Origin of the sequence: Acinetobacter lwoffii, assembly GCF_024129435.1 — a bacterium.
Classification (GTDB): Bacteria; Pseudomonadota; Gammaproteobacteria; order Pseudomonadales; family Moraxellaceae; genus Acinetobacter; species Acinetobacter lwoffii_F.
Genome location: NZ_JAMXXN010000016.1, coordinates 20,639 through 42,889 on the forward strand (window position 1 = coordinate 20,639; position 22,251 = coordinate 42,889).

Below are 22,251 nucleotides of genomic sequence, written 5' to 3' on the forward strand. Positions count from 1 at the left end.
TTTATATTTTAAACAAAATAAATGCAGAAAATATGAATACGCTTACTGACCCTGCAATTTTTTGTAATGTGCCTGCGTATTTTCAATCTAGCAGGCCCATCGGCAGGCGACTGCTTTATGCTAAAATCACTTTTTTAATGTTTCGAGTTGAATACCGTGTCTGATTTAAATTTCGATCGTTTACATGAATATTTTTCTAAAGTGCCGAGTGTTCAGAAAGAACGGATTGATAGCTATGGTTCAGATGGCAAACAGGCATGGTGGTTTAAGTTTCAGATCAATGTCGATCATCCGCTGGCTTGGCAAACTGTGCAAGAATTAGGTCATGTCCTGAATTATATTTCTAAAAATGAACGTCTCCCAACTCAGTTCCTTCCAGTTTCGCCACCGCCATATATGAATGGTGTAGCCAAAGATTTCCTGTCTTGGGTGATCCAGTGTAATCACGCAGATTTCCCACCCGATGTAGTTTGTGACTGGTTAGAAGCGCGTTTACCAAATCCGGTTGATGATGAAGCGCAATGGAAAATTAAAACCGATATTTCTGAGCTGGATGAATTAACGGATAAAGAGCTGGATCAGCTGGTTCCGCCGAATCCAGAATCAAAAAGCTGATAATAAAAAATCCCCCTAACTCCCTCTTTTTCAAAGAGGGACTTTCCTCCCTTTTTAAAAAGGGAGGTCAGGAGGGATTTAAAATTAAAACGTCGACCAGCCGCTCCATTCCATAAAACGATACAGCCAATATTTAAAGAACGAGTTTTCTGCATATTGAGTGTAATCTACGCTCATCGAACGGCCATTTAGATTTGACCATGCCCCCTCAAAATATTGCTGGGCATCCCGGAAGACTTCGGCCTGAGGCTGACCCACCACGCGCATATTGGTTTCCAGATTATAGTTTTTCAAATTGCGTACCGTAAAATTGGCCGAACCTAAAATCATTTCAGCTTGCTGAGCATTGCGCTTCATTAGGATCTTGCTATGACATTGCTCACCCTGAGTATGACACCAACGTACATTTATACCCGCTTCGTGCAATTCTGAAGCCACCTGCCGATTTGGAATTCCATTCTTTTCACGGCCAAAGGCATCTTTATTTGGGTCGAGTAAAACCCGGACTTTGACACCACGTTCATGGGCCGCTATCAGACTTTTGATAATTTTTCGCTCAGACAGATAAAACATTGCCAGATCAATCTGTTCACTGGCTTTCGCGGTCTGAATCAGATTCAGAATCGCATCATAAATGGCTTTTTCAGTCAGCACCTGAGCTTGTGGCTGGCTACTGTCTGCCTGAAAATCCCCAGCGACAATGGCTGGCATATTCGCTTGTGACATCATGCCCACAGACAGTTCTGTTTTCAAAATATCCACAGCTGTGCTCCCCCAGACCAATAAACCAATATTGGAATGCCGTGAACTGCCATCATGCGGATTCATGGATGTGACCAGTGCTTTCCAGCCTTGATCGGTATCCACCACCATAGTTTTGCGATGATTGGCTTTAAAGTTAAACAAATCAAAATAACTGCGCAGGGTAATTTTTTCTGTTCCAAATGGATTCGGCAACCAGCCTGTTTCCGGATTATTGCCAATGCCTTGGCAACAGATATACCAGAAGCCGGACCAGCTTGGATTGGAAGCCCGCAACGGCGTCAGATTGGTTTCAATCACATCAATACCGTGCTGACGTAATTCCCGATACTGCTCGGATCTAATTCCACCATAGACCGAATTGATCGGATCGGTAATAAATTTGATTTCTACCTCAGGCTGCAGCAGACGTTTACTGATTAAAGCATCGCTCAGTTGTTGACTCAATGCCTGATGCTGCTGCGTAGATGCACCGGTTTGCTGATTAAATAAAAACATATCCAGCACAATCAGCGATTTGGCCTCTTCAATCATTTTCAGCATTTCATTAAAAATGCGATGATCTAAATGCTGTTTTCCTTCGGCATCCAGATAAGTCTGATCGGCCAGAAACTTGACTTCGGCATGACGCAGTTTGCCCGTGTAATTCAGACCTTCCGGCAAAGGCTTATACGTGTGGTAGATTGCCGAAGCCAAATAACCCACAGCCAGCATACTAATGATCAAAGTCGCATAACGGCGATTCGACCAGTTCAATTTATTGTGAATTCGTTGAAAGATACGCATAAGAAAAAACCTAACCCAATATACTCAGGCTAGGTTTTATCTTATGATTTTTCAAGTAGATTTCAGTGAGATCTAGATGATTTGGTCGATTATTTCAGTAGACCTGTTAGAAATCATACTGCACGCCGACAGTAAAGTTGCGACCCACCTGCGGAATATTAGACAGGAATGAAGTATGTGAATACACCTGATCATCGAGCAGGTTATTGGCCTTGAAATAAACTCGATAAGCATTGTTATCTGCAATGCTATTGGCATAACTCAGGCCAACATTCACCATATTGTAGCCTTGGGTTTCATCTTCATAGCTGGCGATCTTGTCCTGATTAAAGACATGATAATACTCAGCCAAACCTGACCAGCCATCGGCAAAGTCTGCTTCTACTTTGGTGCCTAAGCGACCTGCAGGTACACGTGGTGCATTCTCAGCTTCAATCTTGCCACGCACATAGTCCCCAAAGACGCTGACTTTATACATATCATTGATCTGATAACCGGCTTGTGCTTCTGTACCATAAAATCTAGCTTTGTCTTGGGTATATTGCACGCCACGTAAATTACCTTTCTGCGCTACCGTTTCGCCATAGATATAATCATCAAACCAGTTGTGATAGACATGCACATGGTAATCCAGTTTATCCCCTTCATAATGCAGACCTAACTCGAGATTATTTGAAGTTTCTTTATCGAGATCAGGATTACCGAGTTCATAGGTATTGGTCGCAAAATGCAAGCCATCAGCATAGAGTTCTTGAGCTAAAGGCAAACGCTGCTGATGAGATCCCACCACAGAAAGTTTGTAGTTCGGTGCAAATTCCCAGTTGGCAGCAGCGGATGCAGAGACACCAGTCCCCGAATAATCTTTCTGATCCGAATCTACTTTCACTTTTTGATGATCGACACGCGCACCAAGTTCAACATGCACATCGCCAAGTTGCTTATGCTCTAAAGCAAAAAGACTGAATTTGTCAGTTTTTGTGTCCGGCATCACGACACCTGAACCATGAACATGATGTTCTTCATCGTCCTCATCGCCATCTTCATGATGGTCATGCTCTGATGCGGCAAGATTAATTTTTTGCTGTGAAATCTGGGTTCCAATCACCCCTTCCCAACCTGCAACTGGCACGTGTACTAACTCTAAACGACCGTCATAACCTTTGCTTTTAAAGTTAATAATGACTTCACTTTCTTCAAGTTCATCGTGTTCATAATCGGTAATGCTGGCATGTGCACGTAGTTTTTCAACACCGGCAAAAGGCTGTTCCAGTTCGGTGCGTACTTCATAGCGTTCAGATTTTAAATCTACCCATGGTCCACCATGCTCTTCATGGGCTGGTGCATCTGGGTCAGGTGTTGGACAACCATGAAAATGATCACCATGTAAAACACAGCCATGATATTCATGACTATGTCCCGGCAAGCCATATTGATCCTGACGGTTACTATAGGACAATCCAACAAAACCACGATCATGAATCCATGATCCACCAATATTGACTGTCTGCCCTTCAGCAAAAGTATTGCCCACACGACGTTCTTTTTCTAATTCGTCATCATGCTCATGAAAATAATCCGGTGCAATATAATCATTGGCTTTACGCTTTGAACCTTCTACACGCAAAGCAAAGTTTTCACCAATACCCGCTGTTACCCCAGCACTTGCCAGTTTTTCGTCACTGCCGCTGTTATAACGCAGGCCGACTGTACCTTCCAAACCATCTTCAGGCATCTGGGTCGGAATTTTTTGATCAGTGACATTCACCAACCCACCAACTGTACCGGCACCATAAAGCAAGGTCGATGGACCGCGAATTACTTCCACCTGTTTCGCCAGAATCGGATCAACGGTGACAGCATGGTCAGGAGACAAAGTGGATACATCCGCTGTTTCAGAAGCATGCTGCAACACTTTCACACGTGGACCATCTTGACCACGAATCACAGGACGGCTTGAGCCTGAACCATATTGATTAGAATAAACACCCAGCTCATCTGCCAAGGCATCCCCAATGGTGGTGGCACGTTCAGATAGCGCTTTCTGATCCACGACATGATCTGCAACCGCAAAATCTGCCGCAGTCTGCACCAATGGATGAGCTTGCACCTGAATAGTGTCCATGGTCTGAACCGGGATAGAAGATGAGGATTGCTCTGCAAATACTGTAGGCGCAACTACAGCAAAAATTGACAATGTTATTAGATTCTTAGGGAAGGACATGACCGAAGCTCAAATTCAGTAATCTGGATTAATGTTATAATATAACATTTCATTATTTTTGCAATCCTTTACGATAATCAGTGCTATATTTTATTAGAATGTCCTTTGAATACTTTTGATTACATTAAAACATTGTCTTTATGCCCTTTACCTTATCGCATGCTGTGCTTGCTCCACCTATTTCATATTTGACTGGGAATAGACTTCCTGTTGCTGCGCTGGCAATTGGGAGCATGGTTCCCGATCTGCATCGCTTGTTTACTCATACTAATTCGAATATCACCCATTTATGGTCTTCTCTGATTCATCCAGATCTCTGGATTGGTTTGGCTTTTTGTGCCGTCTGGTACCTGATTTACCGGCCCGTGATTTACCGTTTCATCGGTATTCAGCATGATTTAAAGATTCACAATATCCTTTCAGCACTAAAATTCATCCTGGTGATGTTTCTGGCAGTCATCATTGGTACAGCCACCCATTTAATCTGGGATGGAATAACCCATGTCGATTTTCGAACTTTTGCCTTCCATGAAGTCTTAGCCCAACATTTTCAGTTGTTTGGACAAAGCTATCCGCTGCATCGGATTTTACAGATTGGCACCTCAGTGATTGTCTTGCCTCTTATCCTGTGGATGAGCCTGCATTATTATAAAACTCATCAGCAATATCTTGCAGTCAGTGTGAAAATCAAATCCTTTGCCTGGGGCTTATTGCTCTTTTCTATATTTACCGGCCTATTTTCGGTCTGGGATTATGCACGCTATATCTCTACAGAAGTCTGGCAATCGGACCTCTATTATTTTACTGGTCGCTCTATTAATGAATTTAGCCAAGGCTTTCTGATCACCTTTAGTCTGGGCTGTTTATTGTTTTTATTTTTAGATAGAGATCGCAGGATGGGTTAAACAAAGCACTGGCTTTGCCCCTATTCACTTTAAAATGATATTGTTTTTGACCCAAGTTCTTGTGACAACATGCCCAAAGAGGCATAATCCTACCTTTACTCAAAGCGGTACGCTGTTTACGTATTCGCTGACCTTAACCCATATAGTTGGATTTCTAACGCTATGATGCGAACTCATTACTGCGGTTCTTTAACCGAAGCTCAAATTGACCAAACCGTAACATTATGCGGTTGGGTACACCGTCGCCGTGACCACGGTGGTGTAATCTTCCTTGACATGCGTGACCGTGATGGTCTTGTTCAAGTGGTTATTGACCCAGATACTCCTGAAGCATTCGCAACTGCTGATAAAGTACGTTCAGAATTTGTATTAAAAATTACAGGCCGTGTGCGTCGCCGTTATGAGGGCACAGAAAATGCCAATATGGTGAGCGGTCAAATCGAAGTTTTGGGTAAAGAAATTGAAGTTCTTGCTCAGTCTGAAACTCCGCCATTCCCTTTGAATGACGAAAACACCAATATTTCTGAAGAAATCCGTTTGAAATACCGTTTCCTGGATATCCGTCGTCCAGAAATGCTAGATCGTTTACGCTTCCGTTCTAAGTTAACCAACCTGATTCGTAACTACTTCGAAGACAATGGCTTCCTAGACGTTGAAACTCCGATCTTAACTCGTGCGACTCCTGAAGGTGCACGTGACTATCTAGTTCCAAGCCGTGTATCTAATGGTAGCTTCTATGCACTGCCACAATCTCCACAGCTGTTCAAACAGTTGTTGATGGTGGGCGGTATTGATCGTTACTACCAAATCGCTAAATGTTTCCGTGATGAAGACTTACGTGCGGATCGTCAGCCTGAATTCACCCAAATCGACGTTGAAACATCGTTCATGAGTGACGATGACATCATGGATTTAATGGAAACTTTAACTGTGAAGATGTTCAAAGAACTTCTAAACGTAGAGTTTGATAAATTCCCACGCATGACCTATAACGATGCAATGCGTGACTATGCATCTGACAAACCAGATATGCGTATTCCTTTGAAACTGGTTGACGTTGCAGACTTGATGCAAGACGTTGAGTTCAAAGTATTCGCAGGTCCTGCAAAAGACCCTAAAGGCCGTATCGTTGCGCTTCGCGTACCGGGTGCTGGTTCACTTCCACGTAGCGCGATTGATGAATATACGAAGTTTGTAGGCATCTACGGTGCACGCGGTTTGGCTTACATCAAAGTCAACGAACTTGAAAAAGGTATCGAAGGTCTTCAATCTCCAATCGTGAAATTCATCGAGCCAATCGTGCTTGATCTATTGAAACGTGTTGGCGCTGAAAATGGCGACATCGTATTCTTCGGTGCAGACAAAGCGAAAGTTGTAAACGATGCCATGGGCGCGCTTCGTGTGAAGATCGGTCATGACATGAAACTTGCAACTTGCGAGTGGGCGCCACTTTGGGTGGTTGATTTCCCAATGTTCGAAGAAACTGATGATGGTAAATGGACATCTGTGCATCACCCATTCACGCTGCCAAAATCTAGCGTAGAAGAAGTGAAGAACAACCCAGGCGCTGCGCTTTCTGTGGCTTACGATATGGTATTGAACGGTACTGAAATCGGTGGTGGTTCACTGCGTATCCATAACCTTGAAATGCAAAAAGCGATCTTTGAAGCGCTTGGCATTGGTGAAGAAGAAGCAGAAGAGAAATTCAGCTTCTTGTTAAATGCATTACGTTACGGTGCTCCTCCGCATGGTGGTTTGGCATTTGGTCTTGACCGTCTTGTGATGCTCATGACTGGCGGTTCTTCTATTCGTGACGTGATTGCATTCCCGAAAACCAAGACTGCTGAATGTCCATTGACTCAAGCGCCAGCACCAGTTGAATCAAACCAGCTGCGTGACCTTGGGATTCGCTTACGTGAAAAACCGAAAGCTGAATCTCAAGAATAATTCTTGACGTTTTAAGTGAAAAAGCCCTGCCTCGTGTGGGGCTTTTTTGTGTGATTGAGTCGCATCTGGAACAGTGGCATAATAGCCACAGTTTTTAATCTAAGGTAATTAGCAATGGCTATGCGTCCTGCAGTTCGTAATCGCAGCATTATGCTTATTGTATTTTCAGTGGTTCAATGGCTGTTCATGCGCTATATCCTTGCCAACAATCTGTTCAACCTCGATACCAATGACCGTATTGTGTATTTTTGCCTGAGCAGTATTTTAGGTGCCCTGCTGATTTTTGTAGGTTTGATTTATATGGTGCTAAAGGGCAATCCGGACAAAGACCTATAATCTGACCATCTGGATACCATGTACACCCTACTCAAAAATTTCTCCAAGCTTCCACTAAGATTCATTCAAAATCTTGCGCAACTGGCTGGATCTATTTTGTATCTCAGTCATTCTTCTGCACGCCGAGTGACTGAGATTAATCTGGCCTCTGCTTATCCAGAACTTTCTGAATCTGAACGAGCTGATTTGACCAAACGTAGCCTCAAAAGCCAGTGCATGACGTATGCAGAATCAGTCAAGATTTGGGGATCATCTTCTGAATATGCGCTGTCTTTAATTCGAGAGGTGCATGGCGAAGATATTTTTCTCCAGGCTCTGCAAAATCCTCAGGGCTGCTTGGCTGTAGTTCCACATTTTGGTACGTGGGAGCTGTTGAATGTATGGGTGAATCAGCACACTTCTCCTGTGATTATGTATAAGCCCAGCAAGAATCAGGATGTTGACCGTTTTATGCTTGAAGCTCGGCAACGCCTGAATGCCACACTGGTCCCTACAGATGATTCTGGTGTACGTGTTTTGTTTAAGCATTTAAAACAGGGTGGTTTTTCTGCAATTTTACCGGATCATGTCCCTAAAGAAAGTGGTGGTATCTACTCACTTTTCTACAATCAGAATGCACTATCTTCTACCTTACTTTCCAAACTGGCAGCTAAAACCCAATGTTCTGTGGTTGGACTGAGTTGCCTAAGACGCAACGATTTGTCAGGTTATGATATTGTTGTGACCCAACTTTCTGACGATATTTCGTCGAAAGACCTACAGTGTTCTGTGGATACCTTAAATAAAGAAATGGAGCGCATGATTAATGTCGCTCCAGAGCAGTATTTGTGGGGATATAAACGGTTTAGGAAGTTGGAAAATGACAAAAGTTTATATTACTCATAGTAAAAATTAGCTACTTAAATTAAAACTTAAAAATTAGGTTTAAAATGAAATATCAGAAAAAAATTCTTTTTATTATTGATCATCTTAAAGGTGGTGGTGCAGAAATTATGACTCTTAATCTTGCAAAAAAACTGCAAGAGAGAGGCTATGAAATAAACATCATAACCTTAATTGATATAAATAATTATAAAGAAAAGACTAAGAGTTTCAATATTCAATCTATTGATTTTCCTATTAAATTTGTTAGTGGGAAGTTATTAATAGACAAAAAATTAGAATCTAGTAAGAAAGAACAACTCCAGTCTCTTATTGATGAAATAAAACCTGAAGCTGTTATATTAACTATTTGGTATGCATATTTAAGCATATCATTTATTAATCATCCAAATATATGGATATGGTCACAAGCAGACATTCTTCCTGAATTTAATAAAACTTCAAATCCGATTAAAATATTAAGAAATATATATAAGAAGAGAAAATTTATTAATAAATTCAAGGAAGTGTTTTCAAACAAAAATTTTATCGTACTTAATAAAGATTTAAAATTGAAATATTCTCAAATTTTAGAGAATTCTAATATAAATGTTATTTATAATGGATTAAATTTAAAAGATACAATACAATCTGAAAAGAAAGAAAAAGTATGGGATATTTGCTATGTTGGTCGTTTATCACCTTCCAAACAAATTGAACATGCTTTATTTGCTCTAAAAAATTCTCATATTATTAAAAATATGATTATTATTGGTGATGGAGCAAGAAAAGACAAACTTTTAAAATTAGTCAATCAACTAAATATTAGCGATCGTGTTCATTTTACTGGCTGGGTGGATGAACCTATCGAATATATTAAAAAAAGTAAAATATTAGTTCTCCCTTCTCAGACAGAAGGCTTCGGTCTTGTTATTGGAGAAGCTCTATTAAATGGCACTCATGTCGTTGCATATAATTGCAGCGAAGGAGTATCACATCAATTTTTTACCCCTGATATGCAACGCGGTCTAGTACAACCAAATAATCGTGCAGAATTAAAAAATTCTATCGAAGATATATTAGAAAATCCATATCAAATTCCCCCAAACTTATCAAAACGTTACGATATTAAAGAGATGGCTGATAAATTTATTAAGTTAATCGATTAACCGTATATATTCCGCAACAGCATAAGTTTGGGTAAAAGATGGATTCAAATTTGTTGAATAATTATCTACCTCTTTTAATGCTTGATTGATTTTAAGCGAAAGTTCAAAAATATTGCCTACAGCAACGAGATTATTAGCTTGTAAAATTTCATTGGGACCCGAAGGGCAATCAGTACTTATAACGGGAATACCCAAAGCTAAAGCTTCTAAAATTACTAAACCCAACCCTTCAAAATCAGACGACAAAACCATAAATTTTGCATGCTTAATATATGGATAGGGATTTTTTTTGAAGCCTGTAAAAATAACCTTGCCTTCTATCCCTAAATCTTTAACCAATTTTTTAGAAGTTTCTAATAGTTCACCAGTCCCGACCAAAACCAGCTTTTCTTGAACATTGGCTTTTGCATAAGCTTTAATTAAAATATCATGTCGTTTCTGTTGCTTAAACTTCCCAACATTTACAATATATGGTTTTTCAATATCAGGAATATATTCATTTGCTGTTGAAACCACTTGTTCCACATCAATCGGATTATAAATTGTAGTAATCCGACTTTTTGAGCCAAATACTTTAATAAAGTCTTTTTCGACACCCTTACTTACTGCTACACAAGGCTTGGCTAAATAAACTTTATCCAACTGTTTTTTCATTCCCTCTAATCTTTCACCATATTCCAAACTCGTCGTGTTATGAATGACTAAATGAACATTCGGTAACTGACTTTTTGATAATATAAAATCAACAGGAAATAAGTTTGATAGGACAAGATCAGGGATCCCAATATTTTTTAGTACAAATTTATCAAATGCTTTGGCTGCAATACCGGAACGCATAAATTTAGGAATTGCACGATATTTTTGATAATCAAAAAAGTGGAGTTTTACGCCTTCAGGTATCGGTAAATCAATAATATTTTTAAAATAAACAATATGTGCTTCATGACCTGCATCAATTAGGCCCTTTGCCAAGGTTAAAGCAAAACGTTCAGCGCCATTTCCCTGTAAAGTAAAAATGGCTAATACGATTGTTTTTTTCATACAGTATTAATCCTAAATAAATTTTTCTTGATCTAGGTTAATCAGTCTTTTTTCTGCTTTCCCCATGACTTGTAAATATCGTATCGCCATCGCAATTTGTCCCGCTAACCGTCTTTTTTTAAACTTGTATTTTTCTTTGATAGAGCTGAATTCAGGCTTAAAATGTTCAGAACGGCCAATGGTCGAATCAAAACGCCCTTGTTGCAGGAGGCCATATGCGCCAAGCTGGTCTTCTTGAATAATCACTGCAGGTTCGACTTGCAAACACTGTAACTCATAAGCCGAAAATATAAATCCATCTGCAATCGCTGGCGCTGTTTTCGCCAAACGATCTAATAGTTTTTTCGCACCACTTGGATAGAGAATGTAACCTGCTGCTCCAGTACGATCTTGATATAAACCATATAATTTAACCTGAGTATGATTTAAGGTGCATACAGGTTTTCGACTTATAATTTTTTTACGACTTCTTACTTCCAGATTAATTAAGTCCACATCTAAAAATTGATGCTGCTCAATTTCGTTTAAAATTTCTTTTACATTTGAAGCCAGTACTGCATCATCTTCAAGAATTAAACAAGGTTGATTCCTCTTCAGTACCTCTTCCCAGGCTTTTTGGTGACTGAGAAAGCACGCTACCTCAACTTTACGCAAAGGCCTTTGCCAGCCAAAACCGAATTTTTGGTATTGTTCTTCACTCAGATCAGCAACTGAAAATGCTTCTAATATTTCAAAATCCAGTCCTAATTTCCCAAATTGTCTTTTTTGAAAATCACGACGATCCTGTGAACTTTTTAAATTGATAATTAAAGTATTCACAATTACCACCATCTCGTCTTTTCACGAGTATGACGCTGTTTAAAACGTGAATAAACATTCTCATTCTGCTCAAGTTGAAGACGGTCAAAAATTTCTATCACGATTTGACCAAGCTCATGAGCTTTACACACTTGTTCTAGTCGCCAGCGCATATTACGTAAAGTATCATCTGTTCCAACTGCAAATGCAGAAGTACCATCAAATAAGGCATAGCGCTGTTGTTGTAATAACTGCTGATGCTCCTGATTTACAGTTAAAGACTGATCACACAAAAAACGTTCTGTTTCCTGTAACTTAAGCGTATTAATCAATACCACTGCATTCATCAGAATGGCTTTTAGAGTTACGTCTTCATCAAAATCAATAAAAGTATCACAGGCTGAAATCAGCCAGCGTATATTCAATGACTGTACAAGAAAATTTCGTTCAGCCATCCATAATGCCTTGAATTTATCATAATTATTTTGAGTATCGACTTCACGGCGAATTAAAACAATCAGACTGGCATGGAAATGATTTAATGCAGACTGCCCCACAAACTCCTGTTTGAGTTGCTCAATATGCTCATTGAGATCTTTGGCCGAACCATGCGTATATTGAATTTGATCCCCATCAATGATGGTATTTTTTAACTGATTTAAATCGGCTTGACCAAATTGCGCATAAATCTTTTCAGCACCAAAACGACGCTGATGACGACTAAATGAAAACCATTGTTCGAACTTACTTTTCTTTCTTACCGGCATTTGAAATTAAATCTCTTTCAATTTCTCATTGATTCAGCTTACTGCCAAGCATCCTTAATCCACTGCGATGGCAACACATAACGGTACCATTTCCCACCACCACCATTCACTGCATCTGGCGGATTAATTTCACCATGGAATACAATAATTTTAGCACCTTCAGGTTTCACAGGCGGCTTAAAATAAGCCATCGGAATTTTTTGCAGGCAGTGATATTTGTAACTTTTACACCAGCTCTCTGGCCAATAGGTCTGTTTACCTTCACGGTCTACATACCAAGACAAATAGGCTTGCTCATTACGGAATTTTTTACGGATTTCATCAAAGTTTTCACGGAAATAAGGTAACAGACCTGGGAAAGCACCCAGTTTAAACCGGTAAACCGAACTGTTACCGGTAATACGCCACGGCCGTTTCCAGTCATGGATAATCAGGAAATCACCTGGATAAGTAAAGAACTCATCGATATTATCGACAATCACTACATCAAGATCGAGAAATAATGCATTGCCTTCCAAACCATACAGATCAGGCTCAAAAGTAGATAGCTTGTTCCAGCCACGCTCAGGCGCACCTTCAGGCAATGCCAAAGGTGGAATAGGGAAACATTGTACTGCAGGATCAATGCCTTCAGTACGATCCGTCAGACAGACCATTTTAAAGTCGACTGTCGTATGTCGTTTAACCATATTGTATAAACGATTGACGTATTCCGAACCGTATTTGGTTCCCCATTTCATACAAATAACGATGTTACTCATTGCGTATGCCTAAGCTCATCTTAAAATCTTCTTGATGGTGAATATGATGACATAAGTTCAGCAGAATAAGTACATCCGTTAAAAAAAACCTCTCAAATGAGAGGTTTTTTCAATCAGTAAACTCTTAATTACTTCACATACGTTAACCAGTGTGCATATTTCGGGTCTTTGCCCTGAACTGCATCAAAATATGCTTTCTGGATTTGTGTGGTGATTGGACCACGCACACCTTCACCAATTTGACGATCATCGTATTCACGGATTGGTGTTACTTCTGCAGCAGTACCGGTAAAGAATGCTTCATCTGCGATGTAGAACTCATCACGGGTAATACGGCGTTCAATTACGTCATAACCCAGGTCTTTAGCAATGGTAATAATGGTTTGGCGAGTGATACCATCCAGCGCACCACCTGCGATGTCAGGCGTATGAATCACGCCATCACGTACTAGGAATACGTTTTCGCCTGAACCTTGGCATACATAGCCTTGTGGGTCGAGCAGCATTGCTTCGTCATAACCTGAATGTGCCACTTCCTGATGCGCAAGAATCGACAAGGTGTAGTTACCTGATGCTTTAGCCTTACACATGGTCACGTTCGGATGATGATGGGTAAATGAAGAAGTTTTTACGCGAATACCCTTCGCCATCGCTTCTTCACCAAGGTAAGCACCCCAGCTCCATGCCGCAACTACCGCATGAATGGTATTGTCAGTTGCAGCGATACCGAGTTTTTCAGAACCAATAAAAATAATTGGACGTAAATAGCAAGACGCTAATTTGTTTTCACGAACAACATCAATTTGAGCCTGTTCTAATGCCGCTTGATCAAATGGAACTTTCATTTGATAAATTTTTGCAGAATTCAACAAACGCTTCGTATGTTCTTTTAGACGGAAAATAGCCGTTCCATTCGGGGTTTCATAAGCACGGACACCTTCGAACACGCCCATGCTGTAATGCAAAGTATGTGTTAATACGTGAGTTTTTGCCTCACGCCAGTCAACTAGTTGTCCATCTTGCCAAATGAAACCATCACGATCAGCCAAATTCATGCCACAAACTCCAATTTCTCACAATTATTCACTATCCAGTGCAAAGTCTGCACTCGGATCAATTAGTCTTTGCCATAACTTGCAAACGGTCATTCGGGTATCGTGCCAGTCGCTTGCAGACACTTGCATGGATTGATTTGCAAGGGCTAAGCGATGGCTCTCGGCGCGTTCACGGAGATAAGCTTGAATCAGAGCAGTCGCATCGTCGCTGGATAAGCAACCTGATTTTGCGGCATCCTCAAGAATTCGTACATTGTCGGAGAAATGGGCGAGATCTTTATTCGTCCCACTCCAGGCCAACACCGCATACTGTGCCATAAATTCGATGTCTACGATACCACCTGCATCTTGTTTTAAATGAAAAATACCATCTTTTTTTTGCTCTTTAGAAGAACCGAGATGCTCCTTCATTTTCTGACGCATTTTCAGTACTTCTGCCCGTACATAATTTTCATCGCGAGGCTGAATCAAAATATCCCGGCGCAAGACTTCGAACTTTTTTCGCAAGCTCATTTCACCCGCAATTGGACGGGCTCGCACCAGTGCCTGATGCTCCCATAGCCAGGCACTTTTGAACTGGTATTGTTCAAAGGCTTTTAAACTGGTGACCAAAAGCCCAGCTTCGCCCGATGGACGCAAGCGGGTGTCGACTTCATATACGCGTCCATCCAGGGTTTGCGTGGTCATCAGTGACATAAACTTTTGTGCAACCCGCATGGCAAATTCAAAGCCACTGATCGGCTTAAGTCCATCGGTATCGGCCTGTTCACCCATATAGTGAATAAACACCAGATCCAGATCCGAGCCATAACCCAATTCAATTCCACCGACTTTACCATAACCAATGACTGCAAAAGCCGTATGCTCAACTGAACAGCGCTGCCCTTCAGCATCCAGTGGAAAACCATGCTTTTTCGCAACAATCTGATAAGCCAGATGCAGCGCTGCATTCACCGATACTTCAGCAATATCGGTCAAAGCATCGGAAACTTTCATTAAAGGACTTTCAGCCAGCACATCACTGGCGGCAACGGCCAGAACATTAGATTTTTTAAACAGGCGCAAGACCCGCATCTGGTCTTCGACCTGATCAATTTCAATCCGTAAAAGTTGCTGGCGCAAGGAATCTTCCAGATCCTGACGTTTTGGCAATTCAAAATCCATCGACAGGAATTCATCCAAGAGTACCGGATAATGGGTCAGTTCTTCACAAATCCAGGGGCTGACCGTGGCCATCTTCACCAGTCGCTGCAAAGCCCCTTTGCTCTCAATTAACATCACCAGATATACCGTACGGCGCATCACCGATTCGACTAGGGGCATCAAGCGCACCAACGCCACCTGAGAATCATCTGATTGTAAAACAGCTTCAATTAAATGCGGCCAGAAGGTTTTTAAACGTTGCACCGCTTTTGCCGGTAATTTCTTTAAGGCATGCCCATTCCAGAACTCATAAACGAGATTTTTCGCATTCTCATCCAACACTTCTTTGAGTTTTTTTTCCAGCTGTGAAAAACTTTCAACCAGGGTATCTGGACCATTTTCCTTGATTAAATGATCAAACTGATACATCACTTTGTCACGCTTTTCATTGAGATATGCCATAAAGCTTTCCCAATCAGCAAAACCAAGTGTGTCCGTCATCCGTGCCCTTAACTCTGGCTCTGTCGGTAGTAATTGCGTTTGCTGATCATTCAGGGCCTGAATTGCGTGCTCGACCCGACGCAGGAATAAATAAGCATCTTCCAGATCCTTTACCGCCTGTTCATCCAGTAACTCGGCATCATCCAGATGATTCAAATTCACCAGACACTGGCGATCCTGCAATTCAAGTTTGGCTCCACCATAAATCAGCTGAAACACCTGCACGATAAATTCGACTTCGCGAATGCCACCGGCTCCGAGCTTGATATCATCTTCAATATTACGGCGCTGTACTTCGCGCTCGATCATGGCTTTCATTTCGCGCATGGCTTCAAACGCGCTGTAATCGACGTACTTGCGAAATACAAATGGACGGGTCATCTCCAGCAGCTCGTCACCTTCCGGACTTGGATTAACAATACGTGCTTTAATCCAAGCATAACGCTCCCATTCACGTCCATGCTGGCTCAGATATTTTTCCAAGGCCGCGTGGCTAATGGCCAGCGCCGAACCATCGCCCCAGGGACGCAGGCGCATATCCACCCGGAATACAAAACCATCTGCCGTGATCTGATCCAGCAAATGAATCAGTTTTTGTCCCCACAGGATGCAAAACTGCTGCACATCAATACATTTACGCCCATCGCTTTCACCCTGTTCGTCGAAGGCAAAAATCAGGTCAATATCACTGGAAAGATTGAGTTCTTGGGCGCCGAGTTTCCCCATGGCGATGACAATCAGATCCTGAACTTTTCCATTATAACCAATCGGCTGACCATACTTGGCAGCGACCGGAATACGGGCAAAATTTTTCGCTGCACAGATGCAGGCATCGGCAAAATCGGAGAGTTCTTGGGTGAGGGTAATGACATCGGTGAGTTGATTGGCATCCTGCCAGATCCAACGAAACATCAATCGAGCCCGCAAAATACGCATTGCGCGCATCCACGTTGCTTCATCGCTTATATTTAGGATGCAGTGCTGCACCAGCTGATCAATATATTCCCGACTGAGTGAGCCTTGAAACTGGTCAATTGCATAATCCTGTTCCAGTAGACTCTGGTGATTGGCCAATACCTGTTCGGCATATTGGCTGGCTCTTAAGGTTTTCTGCAATTGTGCCGCATTCATCACTCAACTCTTCCCCTGAAACATTCTGCTTAGTTATAGCAGGAGTTTTGTCTCAGTGGGAATGTTTTAGCTTGAAATTTACTTCTTTAAGATTGCTCGATATGTACATCTTCAAGCACCAGTGCCTGATGATCATTGGTGACCATCGGTAAATGCACGGTAAAGGTCGTACCCCGACCCTCTTTGGAATCTACAGCAATTTGACCATGGTTCAGGTCAATAAAGCGCTTGCAGAGCACCAGACCCAAACCTGCCCCTTTCTCTTCAGCTGTGCCTCTGACACTCACACCCAAAGTCGGTTTAAACAGATTCTGCATCTGCTCTTCAGTCATGCCCAAGCCAGTATCCTGAATCGTAATCTTGACCTGCTCGCCTTCCATTTCTGCAGCTAAAATCACTTTACCGCCTTGATTCACCGGGGTGAATTTAAGCGCATTCGACACCAGGTTCTGCAAGACAGAGGTAATCATGTTGATATCCGCATGTACCTTGATGTCTTCAGGAATATTATCAACCAGTTCAATTTTTTTATTTAAGGCCAGACTTTTCAGCACACTGCACACAATATTACTGGATTGTTTCAATTCATAATTGATCGGATGATAAACAAAGCGTCCACCCTCTGCCATCGCCCAAGTCAACAGGCTTTCCAGCAGGTTATAGGTCGATTGTGCATTATCATATAAATAATCCGCAATACTCTGAATACTGGATTCATCCAGTGTGTCACGTTCCTGCGCTAGCACTTCGGAAAAGCCGAGCAAGCCGTGAAACGGTGCACGCAGATCATGCGCAATAATCTGGAAAAATTTGGTTTTACTGAAATTTTGTGCGCATTGCTGCTCGTATAATTCTTTCAGTTCAGTATGTTCTTGATTGAGCTGAATTCGAATCACTAAACTTTCAGCAAATTGTTTAATAGTGGCAATATCGTCCTGATCAAACAGTTCGGTCTGATCATCAAAGAAAACGGCCTGTCCAAAAGACACACCGCTACTTGATTTTAAATTAAAGGCGACTAATCTCTGATGCGCTACACCGAGATCTTTCACATAATTTGACAGTTCTGTATAAGCAGGATGCGTCTGATCTATGACCTCTGCCTGTTGCAGATATGTAGGCAGATTCACGTTCTGCGGGGCGTGCAAGGCCCGGAAACCGCGCGGACAGCTGTACCAGATATACGGTTCCGTGTGGAAGCCGATAATGCTGGTTTTAACGTTTAAAACTTTACGGGCGATCTTACAAAAGGTGTCTAATAGGTTATTGGAGGTATAGACACCTAAAATGAGAGATATACGGCACGAGCTTAATAGCTCCGTATTCTGACCGACCTCTAGCAGTTTTAGTTCCATGTCTGCCTCTCTGAATGTTTATGGAATAAAGAAAACACAGCCGACCAAATTCATACAATCAATAACAAAGATTCTATATTTACTCAACGATGAAAACCCACCTCTAGGTTAAAGGATTTGTTAACCTGTTTCTATCCAGATACATTCTTAACTGCAAGGTACTGATATTTAATTGATTAAGAATAACTTGAAAATTTACTATTCTAAAAAAACCTACATAAGTATTTGAAATTAATATATCTCACCTAAAATAAGTATCTTTATTTGTATTTACTGTAACACAGTACTGAATAAAAAATACCCACCATCGCTTTTTACTCTATTTAAAGTAAAAGCTAATGATTTTTCAACTATATAGTTTGACCTTATGATTAAAAATAGATTTTATATCAGGCTTCATCTACCTAATAATGCTCAGAATTAATTTTTAATTTTTTAAAATATCTTAACAATTCCAATGTAAGAAATATTTAAATATCAGCATTTCAACTAAAAACAGACCCAAAAAACCACTGAGAATTGTAAAGAACTTACATTCATTAACAAATTAATTGCGAAAATTTTGTGTTTTTTATCCTCAGTGCAGTTTTAGAAGCTGGAATAGAAATATTAAGATAGATCACTTATAGGCTATGCATGTCTACGTCAAACCAATCGGCTCAGAATAGCTATAAAAAAAGCGGCCTAAAAAGACCGCTTTTTTACATGGCTACTTAATTGTCAGAAATCAAGGCCACTTGCTGTACATAGTTAAACAGCTTTAATTTAGAAGCATTCACTTCTTCTTCAGGTGCTTGATTCTTTAAATCACGGTGTACCCGAAGATAATGTTGACGTAAGGTATGACGCTCTGTCGCATTATAGGTTTTGGTAAATTCATTGATGGCCGGATCTCCATCTTTGACAATTCGATCCACCCAACGCTGTAATTGAGCTGTCTTTTTAAGACCTTGTTTCGGTGTTAAATAAGACAAAATTACCGTTTCATTTTCATTGCGTAATAATTTACCAATCCGTGAAAATTGACGACGACGTGCTTCATGTGAACTAATTGCCTGCACATCAAGCAATGCGTCAATCAAACGCTCATCTACAGGTAGGTTTTTAATTTGTTTAGCGCTCAGCTCTGCAAGCTGCGCACCTAAAGCAGCCATACGCTGGACTGCTTTTTTCTGTTCGGTCTTACTTGCGCGTCCCTCTAAAGAATCAAAATCTTCTTCAGTTAAACTGTTCGGTCGACGTGCCACGATTAATCTGCCTCATAAAATTTTGCTGCAAATAGTGCCTGAATTTCAGATAAGGCTTTTTCCTCATCTGCTCCTTCAATCACTAAGCGTAAAGTTGTTCCTTTGCCTGCACCAAGCATGAGCAATGACATGATATTTTTGGCATCTACCAATTTGTCAGCCTTGCCAATCTGGATACTGGAACGAAATTTGGTGGTAACTTCTATCAGTTTACCAGATGCGCGTGCATGTAAACCCAGTTTATTAATTACGTCAACTGTCGTATCAATCATGACCAGTGCTTCATTTCTCGATGGAGGACTTGAATAGACCATTTTGCCTCAAGGGCTTTTTTTAGTCTATCCACAATATAAACAGAACGATGCTGACCACCGGTACAGCCAATCGACACGGTCATATAATGACGATGCCCTTCAGCAAAGGTCGGCAACCACTTGTCCAGAAAATGATACAGATCATTGAACATATCCTCGACCTGATCGCTCTTTTGTAAAAACGCCTGCACCGGCTGATCTAGTCCTGAAAATTTGCGCAGTTCTAGTTCCCAATGCGGATTCGGCAAATGCCGGACATCAAAGACATAATCGGCATCCAGTGGAATGCCATGCTTATAACCAAAGGATTGCAGAATCAGGATCAGGTTATCGGCCTGTCCAAGCTTGGACAACAAGGTATGTTTCAGATCATGCACACTTTTATCGGTGGTATCGATATGCACCGTAGAACGCAACTGAATCGGCATCAACAGGATTTTCTCTTCCTGAATGCATTGATTTAGACTTTTAAAGCGTGACGCCAGAGGATGCGGCCGACGCGAAGCACTAAAGCGGGCAATCAGCTCCTGATCCTGTGTAGTCAGATAGATAATATCAACCGAACCATGCTGTTGCAGTTGCTCAAATACATGATCAAATTCTTGTAAATCTGCCCGGGTACTACGCACATCGACGCCCAGCGCCAACTGTTCCAGATTATTTTCACTGTCCAGCTTTGCCACGATTTCGGGAAGCAATGCCAAAGGCAGATTATCAATACAGTAATAACCCAGATCTTCAAGCACCTGTAATGCAGATGATTTACCCGAACCAGATTGTCCTGTAACAATTAAAATGCGCTTCATGCATGCTACCCTTTCATCTTAGCCGGCAGTGTATTTAACCTGCAGGTTATCGATCAGACGTGTATTCCCCAGCTTTGCAGCTATAAATAACACAAGATCTTGATTAAACGTATGAATTTTTTGTAATTCTGGAGTTCTGACTTCAACATAATCCACCACAAACCCAGTATCGGTTAGAGTCTGGCGAATCTCCGCCAATACTGTCTCCAGTTCCACGCCTGCATGTAATTGCTGTTCAGCCTTTTGCAAGCTTTGATAAATGACCGGTGCGATTGCACGATGCTCTTCGCTTAAATAACCATTGCGCGAACTTAAAGCCAGGCCATCTTCTGCACGGGCAATCGGCACACCAATCACTTCCAGTGGAATATTCAGGTCTTGTACAAACTGACGAATCACCGCCAATTGCTGATAATCTTTCTGGCCAAAGAAGGCGTAATTCGGCTGTACGATATTAAACAATTTAGTGACCACCACCGCCACGCCATCAAAATGGCCAGGACGCTGCAAACCGCATAAATCATTGGTAATGTCAGAAACACTAATATTGGTCAGACGCGGTTTTTTACCATACATTTGCTCAACCGTCGGCGCAAACACGATGTCACAACCAACTTCTGCCAAAAGCTGCTGGTCCTGCTCAAGCGTGCGCGGATAGCTGTCAAAATCTTCATTGGGTCCAAACTGGATTGGATTGACAAAGATACTGACCACCACTACATCACACAACTTACGCGCTTCACGCACCAGATTTAAATGTCCCTGATGCAGATTGCCCATAGTCGGTACAAAACCGATAATCTTGCGATTGGTACGCGCCGGATTTAATGATGCCGCTAAGCCCTGAATGGTGGTTTCTGTTTTCATCTTACAATTCAACCTGAAAAGTTTGTGCGGGTGCCGGGAAAGATCCATCTAAAACTGCAGCATGGTAGGCTTTAAAAGCATCCAGAATGGCTGTCGCACCCGATTGTTCTTGCATAAAATTACGTACAAATTTTGCAGTGTGGCCAAAGGTCAGACCCAGCATATCCTGTACCACTAGCACCTGGCCGTCTGTGGCTGCGCCCGCGCCAATGCCAATCACGGGAATCTGCGGAAACAGCTCGGTGATTTCTTGGCCCAGTTGTGCCGGTACGCATTCAAGTAGCAATAGTGCAGCACCTGCCTCTACGACTGCCTTACAATCTGCAATGAGCTGATCAGCCACTTCACGGGTACGGGCTTGCAGCTTATAACCGCCAAAGACATGTACCGACTGCGGAGTAAGACCCAAATGCACACACACCGGAATACCGTTACGGGTCAGCACTTGCACGGTTTCCGCCAACCATGCACCGCCTTCCATTTTCACCATTTGCGCGCCAGCCTGCATCACGGTTTTCGAACTTTGCAAGGCATCATTCAAGGTAGCATAGCTCATAAATGGCAAGTCAGTCATGATAAAGGCATGCTGGTTACCACGGCGTACCGCAGCCGTATGATAGGCCATATCCGCAACCGTGACCGGCAAAGTCGAATCACGGCCCTGAATTGACATTCCCAGAGAATCGCCAATTAAAATGCTGTCCACTTCGGCAATTTCCATGGCTTTGGCCATACTGGCATCATAGCAAGTCAGACATGAAAATTTGCGTCCATCTGCTTTAAAGCGTCTTAAATCACTCAGACTGACCATGAAAATGTTCCTCTATGCTTGAAAGTTCTGACAAAGCTACCATCACTTAAAA

The 22,251-nt window shown here is 41.7% G+C and carries 20 protein-coding genes; 6 read left to right on the plus strand and 14 right to left on the minus strand.

Annotated elements, in window-relative coordinates; translation table 11 throughout:
• The first annotated feature begins 156 nt into the window (after positions 1–156).
• On the plus strand, positions 157–615 hold the full coding sequence (locus NI455_RS10760; RefSeq protein ID WP_004647495.1) for a hypothetical protein: 459 nt from the start codon (positions 157–159) through the stop codon (positions 613–615).
• A gap of 84 nt (positions 616–699) precedes the next feature.
• Here NI455_RS10760 and NI455_RS10765 read toward each other — a convergent pair whose 3' ends face one another.
• Together NI455_RS10765 and znuD are read right to left on the minus strand one after the other, a co-directional pair.
• A complete protein-coding gene (locus tag NI455_RS10765) occupies positions 700–2,163 on the minus strand; it encodes a phospholipase D-like domain-containing protein (protein ID WP_253114094.1) in 1,464 nt (487 codons plus the stop codon).
• A gap of 106 nt (positions 2,164–2,269) precedes the next feature.
• Entirely contained in the window at positions 2,270–4,384 is a 2,115-nt protein-coding gene (znuD, locus tag NI455_RS10770) for a zinc piracy TonB-dependent receptor ZnuD (protein ID WP_253114095.1), read from the minus strand.
• A 140-nt stretch (positions 4,385–4,524) separates the two neighbouring features.
• On the opposite strand from znuD, the gene NI455_RS10775 reads away from it, so the two are divergent.
• The 5 genes from NI455_RS10775 to NI455_RS10795 all read left to right on the plus strand — a co-directional run bounded on the left by NI455_RS10775 (position 4,525) and on the right by NI455_RS10795 (position 9,602).
• Positions 4,525–5,289 (plus strand): DUF4184 family protein, encoded by a 765-nt coding sequence (locus NI455_RS10775; protein ID WP_253114097.1) that lies wholly within the window; start codon positions 4,525–4,527, stop codon positions 5,287–5,289.
• Positions 5,290–5,451: 162 nt separating this feature from the next.
• A complete protein-coding gene (gene aspS / locus NI455_RS10780; protein ID WP_005107847.1) occupies positions 5,452–7,236 on the plus strand; it encodes an aspartate--tRNA ligase in 1,785 nt (594 codons plus the stop codon).
• A gap of 114 nt (positions 7,237–7,350) precedes the next feature.
• Positions 7,351–7,572, plus strand: coding sequence for a hypothetical protein (locus tag NI455_RS10785; protein ID WP_004278319.1), 222 nt, complete (start codon positions 7,351–7,353; stop codon positions 7,570–7,572).
• Between the two features lie 18 nt (positions 7,573–7,590).
• Positions 7,591–8,457, plus strand: a complete 867-nt coding sequence (locus NI455_RS10790) for a lysophospholipid acyltransferase family protein (protein WP_253114099.1) — start codon at positions 7,591–7,593, stop codon at positions 8,455–8,457.
• A gap of 44 nt (positions 8,458–8,501) precedes the next feature.
• Complete coding sequence (locus tag NI455_RS10795) at positions 8,502–9,602, plus strand: glycosyltransferase (protein WP_253114101.1); 1,101 nt, start codon at positions 8,502–8,504, stop codon at positions 9,600–9,602.
• On the opposite strand, the gene NI455_RS10800 is transcribed toward NI455_RS10795, so the two are convergent.
• The 12 genes from NI455_RS10800 to panB form a co-directional block, all read right to left on the minus strand.
• Positions 9,591–10,643 carry a glycosyltransferase gene (locus NI455_RS10800; protein ID WP_253114103.1) on the minus strand — a complete coding sequence of 351 codons (1,053 nt, stop codon included), beginning with the start codon at positions 10,641–10,643 and terminating at the stop codon, positions 9,591–9,593. The two genes, NI455_RS10795 and NI455_RS10800, sit on opposite strands and share 12 nt — an antisense overlap.
• 12 nt (positions 10,644–10,655) lie before the next feature.
• Positions 10,656–11,462, minus strand: coding sequence for a glycosyltransferase family 25 protein (locus NI455_RS10805; protein ID WP_253114105.1), 807 nt, complete (start codon positions 11,460–11,462; stop codon positions 10,656–10,658).
• A 2-nt stretch (positions 11,463–11,464) separates the two neighbouring features.
• Positions 11,465–12,208 carry a hypothetical protein gene (locus NI455_RS10810; protein WP_180040542.1) on the minus strand — a complete coding sequence of 248 codons (744 nt, stop codon included), beginning with the start codon at positions 12,206–12,208 and terminating at the stop codon, positions 11,465–11,467.
• Between the two features lie 38 nt (positions 12,209–12,246).
• Positions 12,247–12,969: a hypothetical protein gene (locus NI455_RS10815; protein WP_004647484.1), complete on the minus strand. Its 723-nt coding sequence runs from the start codon at positions 12,967–12,969 to the stop codon at positions 12,247–12,249.
• A 128-nt stretch (positions 12,970–13,097) separates the two neighbouring features.
• A complete protein-coding gene (locus tag NI455_RS10820; protein WP_004278329.1) occupies positions 13,098–14,024 on the minus strand; it encodes a branched-chain amino acid transaminase in 927 nt (308 codons plus the stop codon).
• A gap of 24 nt (positions 14,025–14,048) precedes the next feature.
• Entirely contained in the window at positions 14,049–16,799 is a 2,751-nt protein-coding gene (gene glnE / locus NI455_RS10825; protein WP_253114107.1) for a bifunctional [glutamate--ammonia ligase]-adenylyl-L-tyrosine phosphorylase/[glutamate--ammonia-ligase] adenylyltransferase, read from the minus strand.
• A gap of 86 nt (positions 16,800–16,885) precedes the next feature.
• The gene (locus NI455_RS10830) at positions 16,886–18,154 is read right to left on the minus strand and encodes a sensor histidine kinase (RefSeq protein ID WP_253114108.1); all 1,269 of its coding nucleotides are present in this window, start codon (positions 18,152–18,154) and stop codon (positions 16,886–16,888) included.
• 713 nt (positions 18,155–18,867) lie between these two features.
• Entirely contained in the window at positions 18,868–19,401 is a 534-nt protein-coding gene (yjgA, locus tag NI455_RS10835; RefSeq protein WP_004278333.1) for a ribosome biogenesis factor YjgA, read from the minus strand.
• Between the two features lie 2 nt (positions 19,402–19,403).
• On the minus strand, positions 19,404–19,673 hold the full coding sequence (locus NI455_RS10840) for an HPr family phosphocarrier protein (protein ID WP_044109984.1): 270 nt from the start codon (positions 19,671–19,673) through the stop codon (positions 19,404–19,406).
• Entirely contained in the window at positions 19,670–20,521 is an 852-nt protein-coding gene (gene rapZ, locus NI455_RS10845) for an RNase adapter RapZ (protein ID WP_004278335.1), read from the minus strand. Before rapZ ends, NI455_RS10840 begins: the two co-directional genes overlap by 4 nt.
• A gap of 18 nt (positions 20,522–20,539) precedes the next feature.
• Positions 20,540–21,388, minus strand: coding sequence for a pantoate--beta-alanine ligase (panC, locus tag NI455_RS10850; protein ID WP_253114110.1), 849 nt, complete (start codon positions 21,386–21,388; stop codon positions 20,540–20,542).
• Position 21,389: 1 nt separating this feature from the next.
• Positions 21,390–22,199, minus strand: a complete 810-nt coding sequence (panB, locus tag NI455_RS10855) for a 3-methyl-2-oxobutanoate hydroxymethyltransferase (RefSeq protein WP_253114112.1) — start codon at positions 22,197–22,199, stop codon at positions 21,390–21,392.
• Positions 22,200–22,251: the final 52 nt, after the last annotated feature.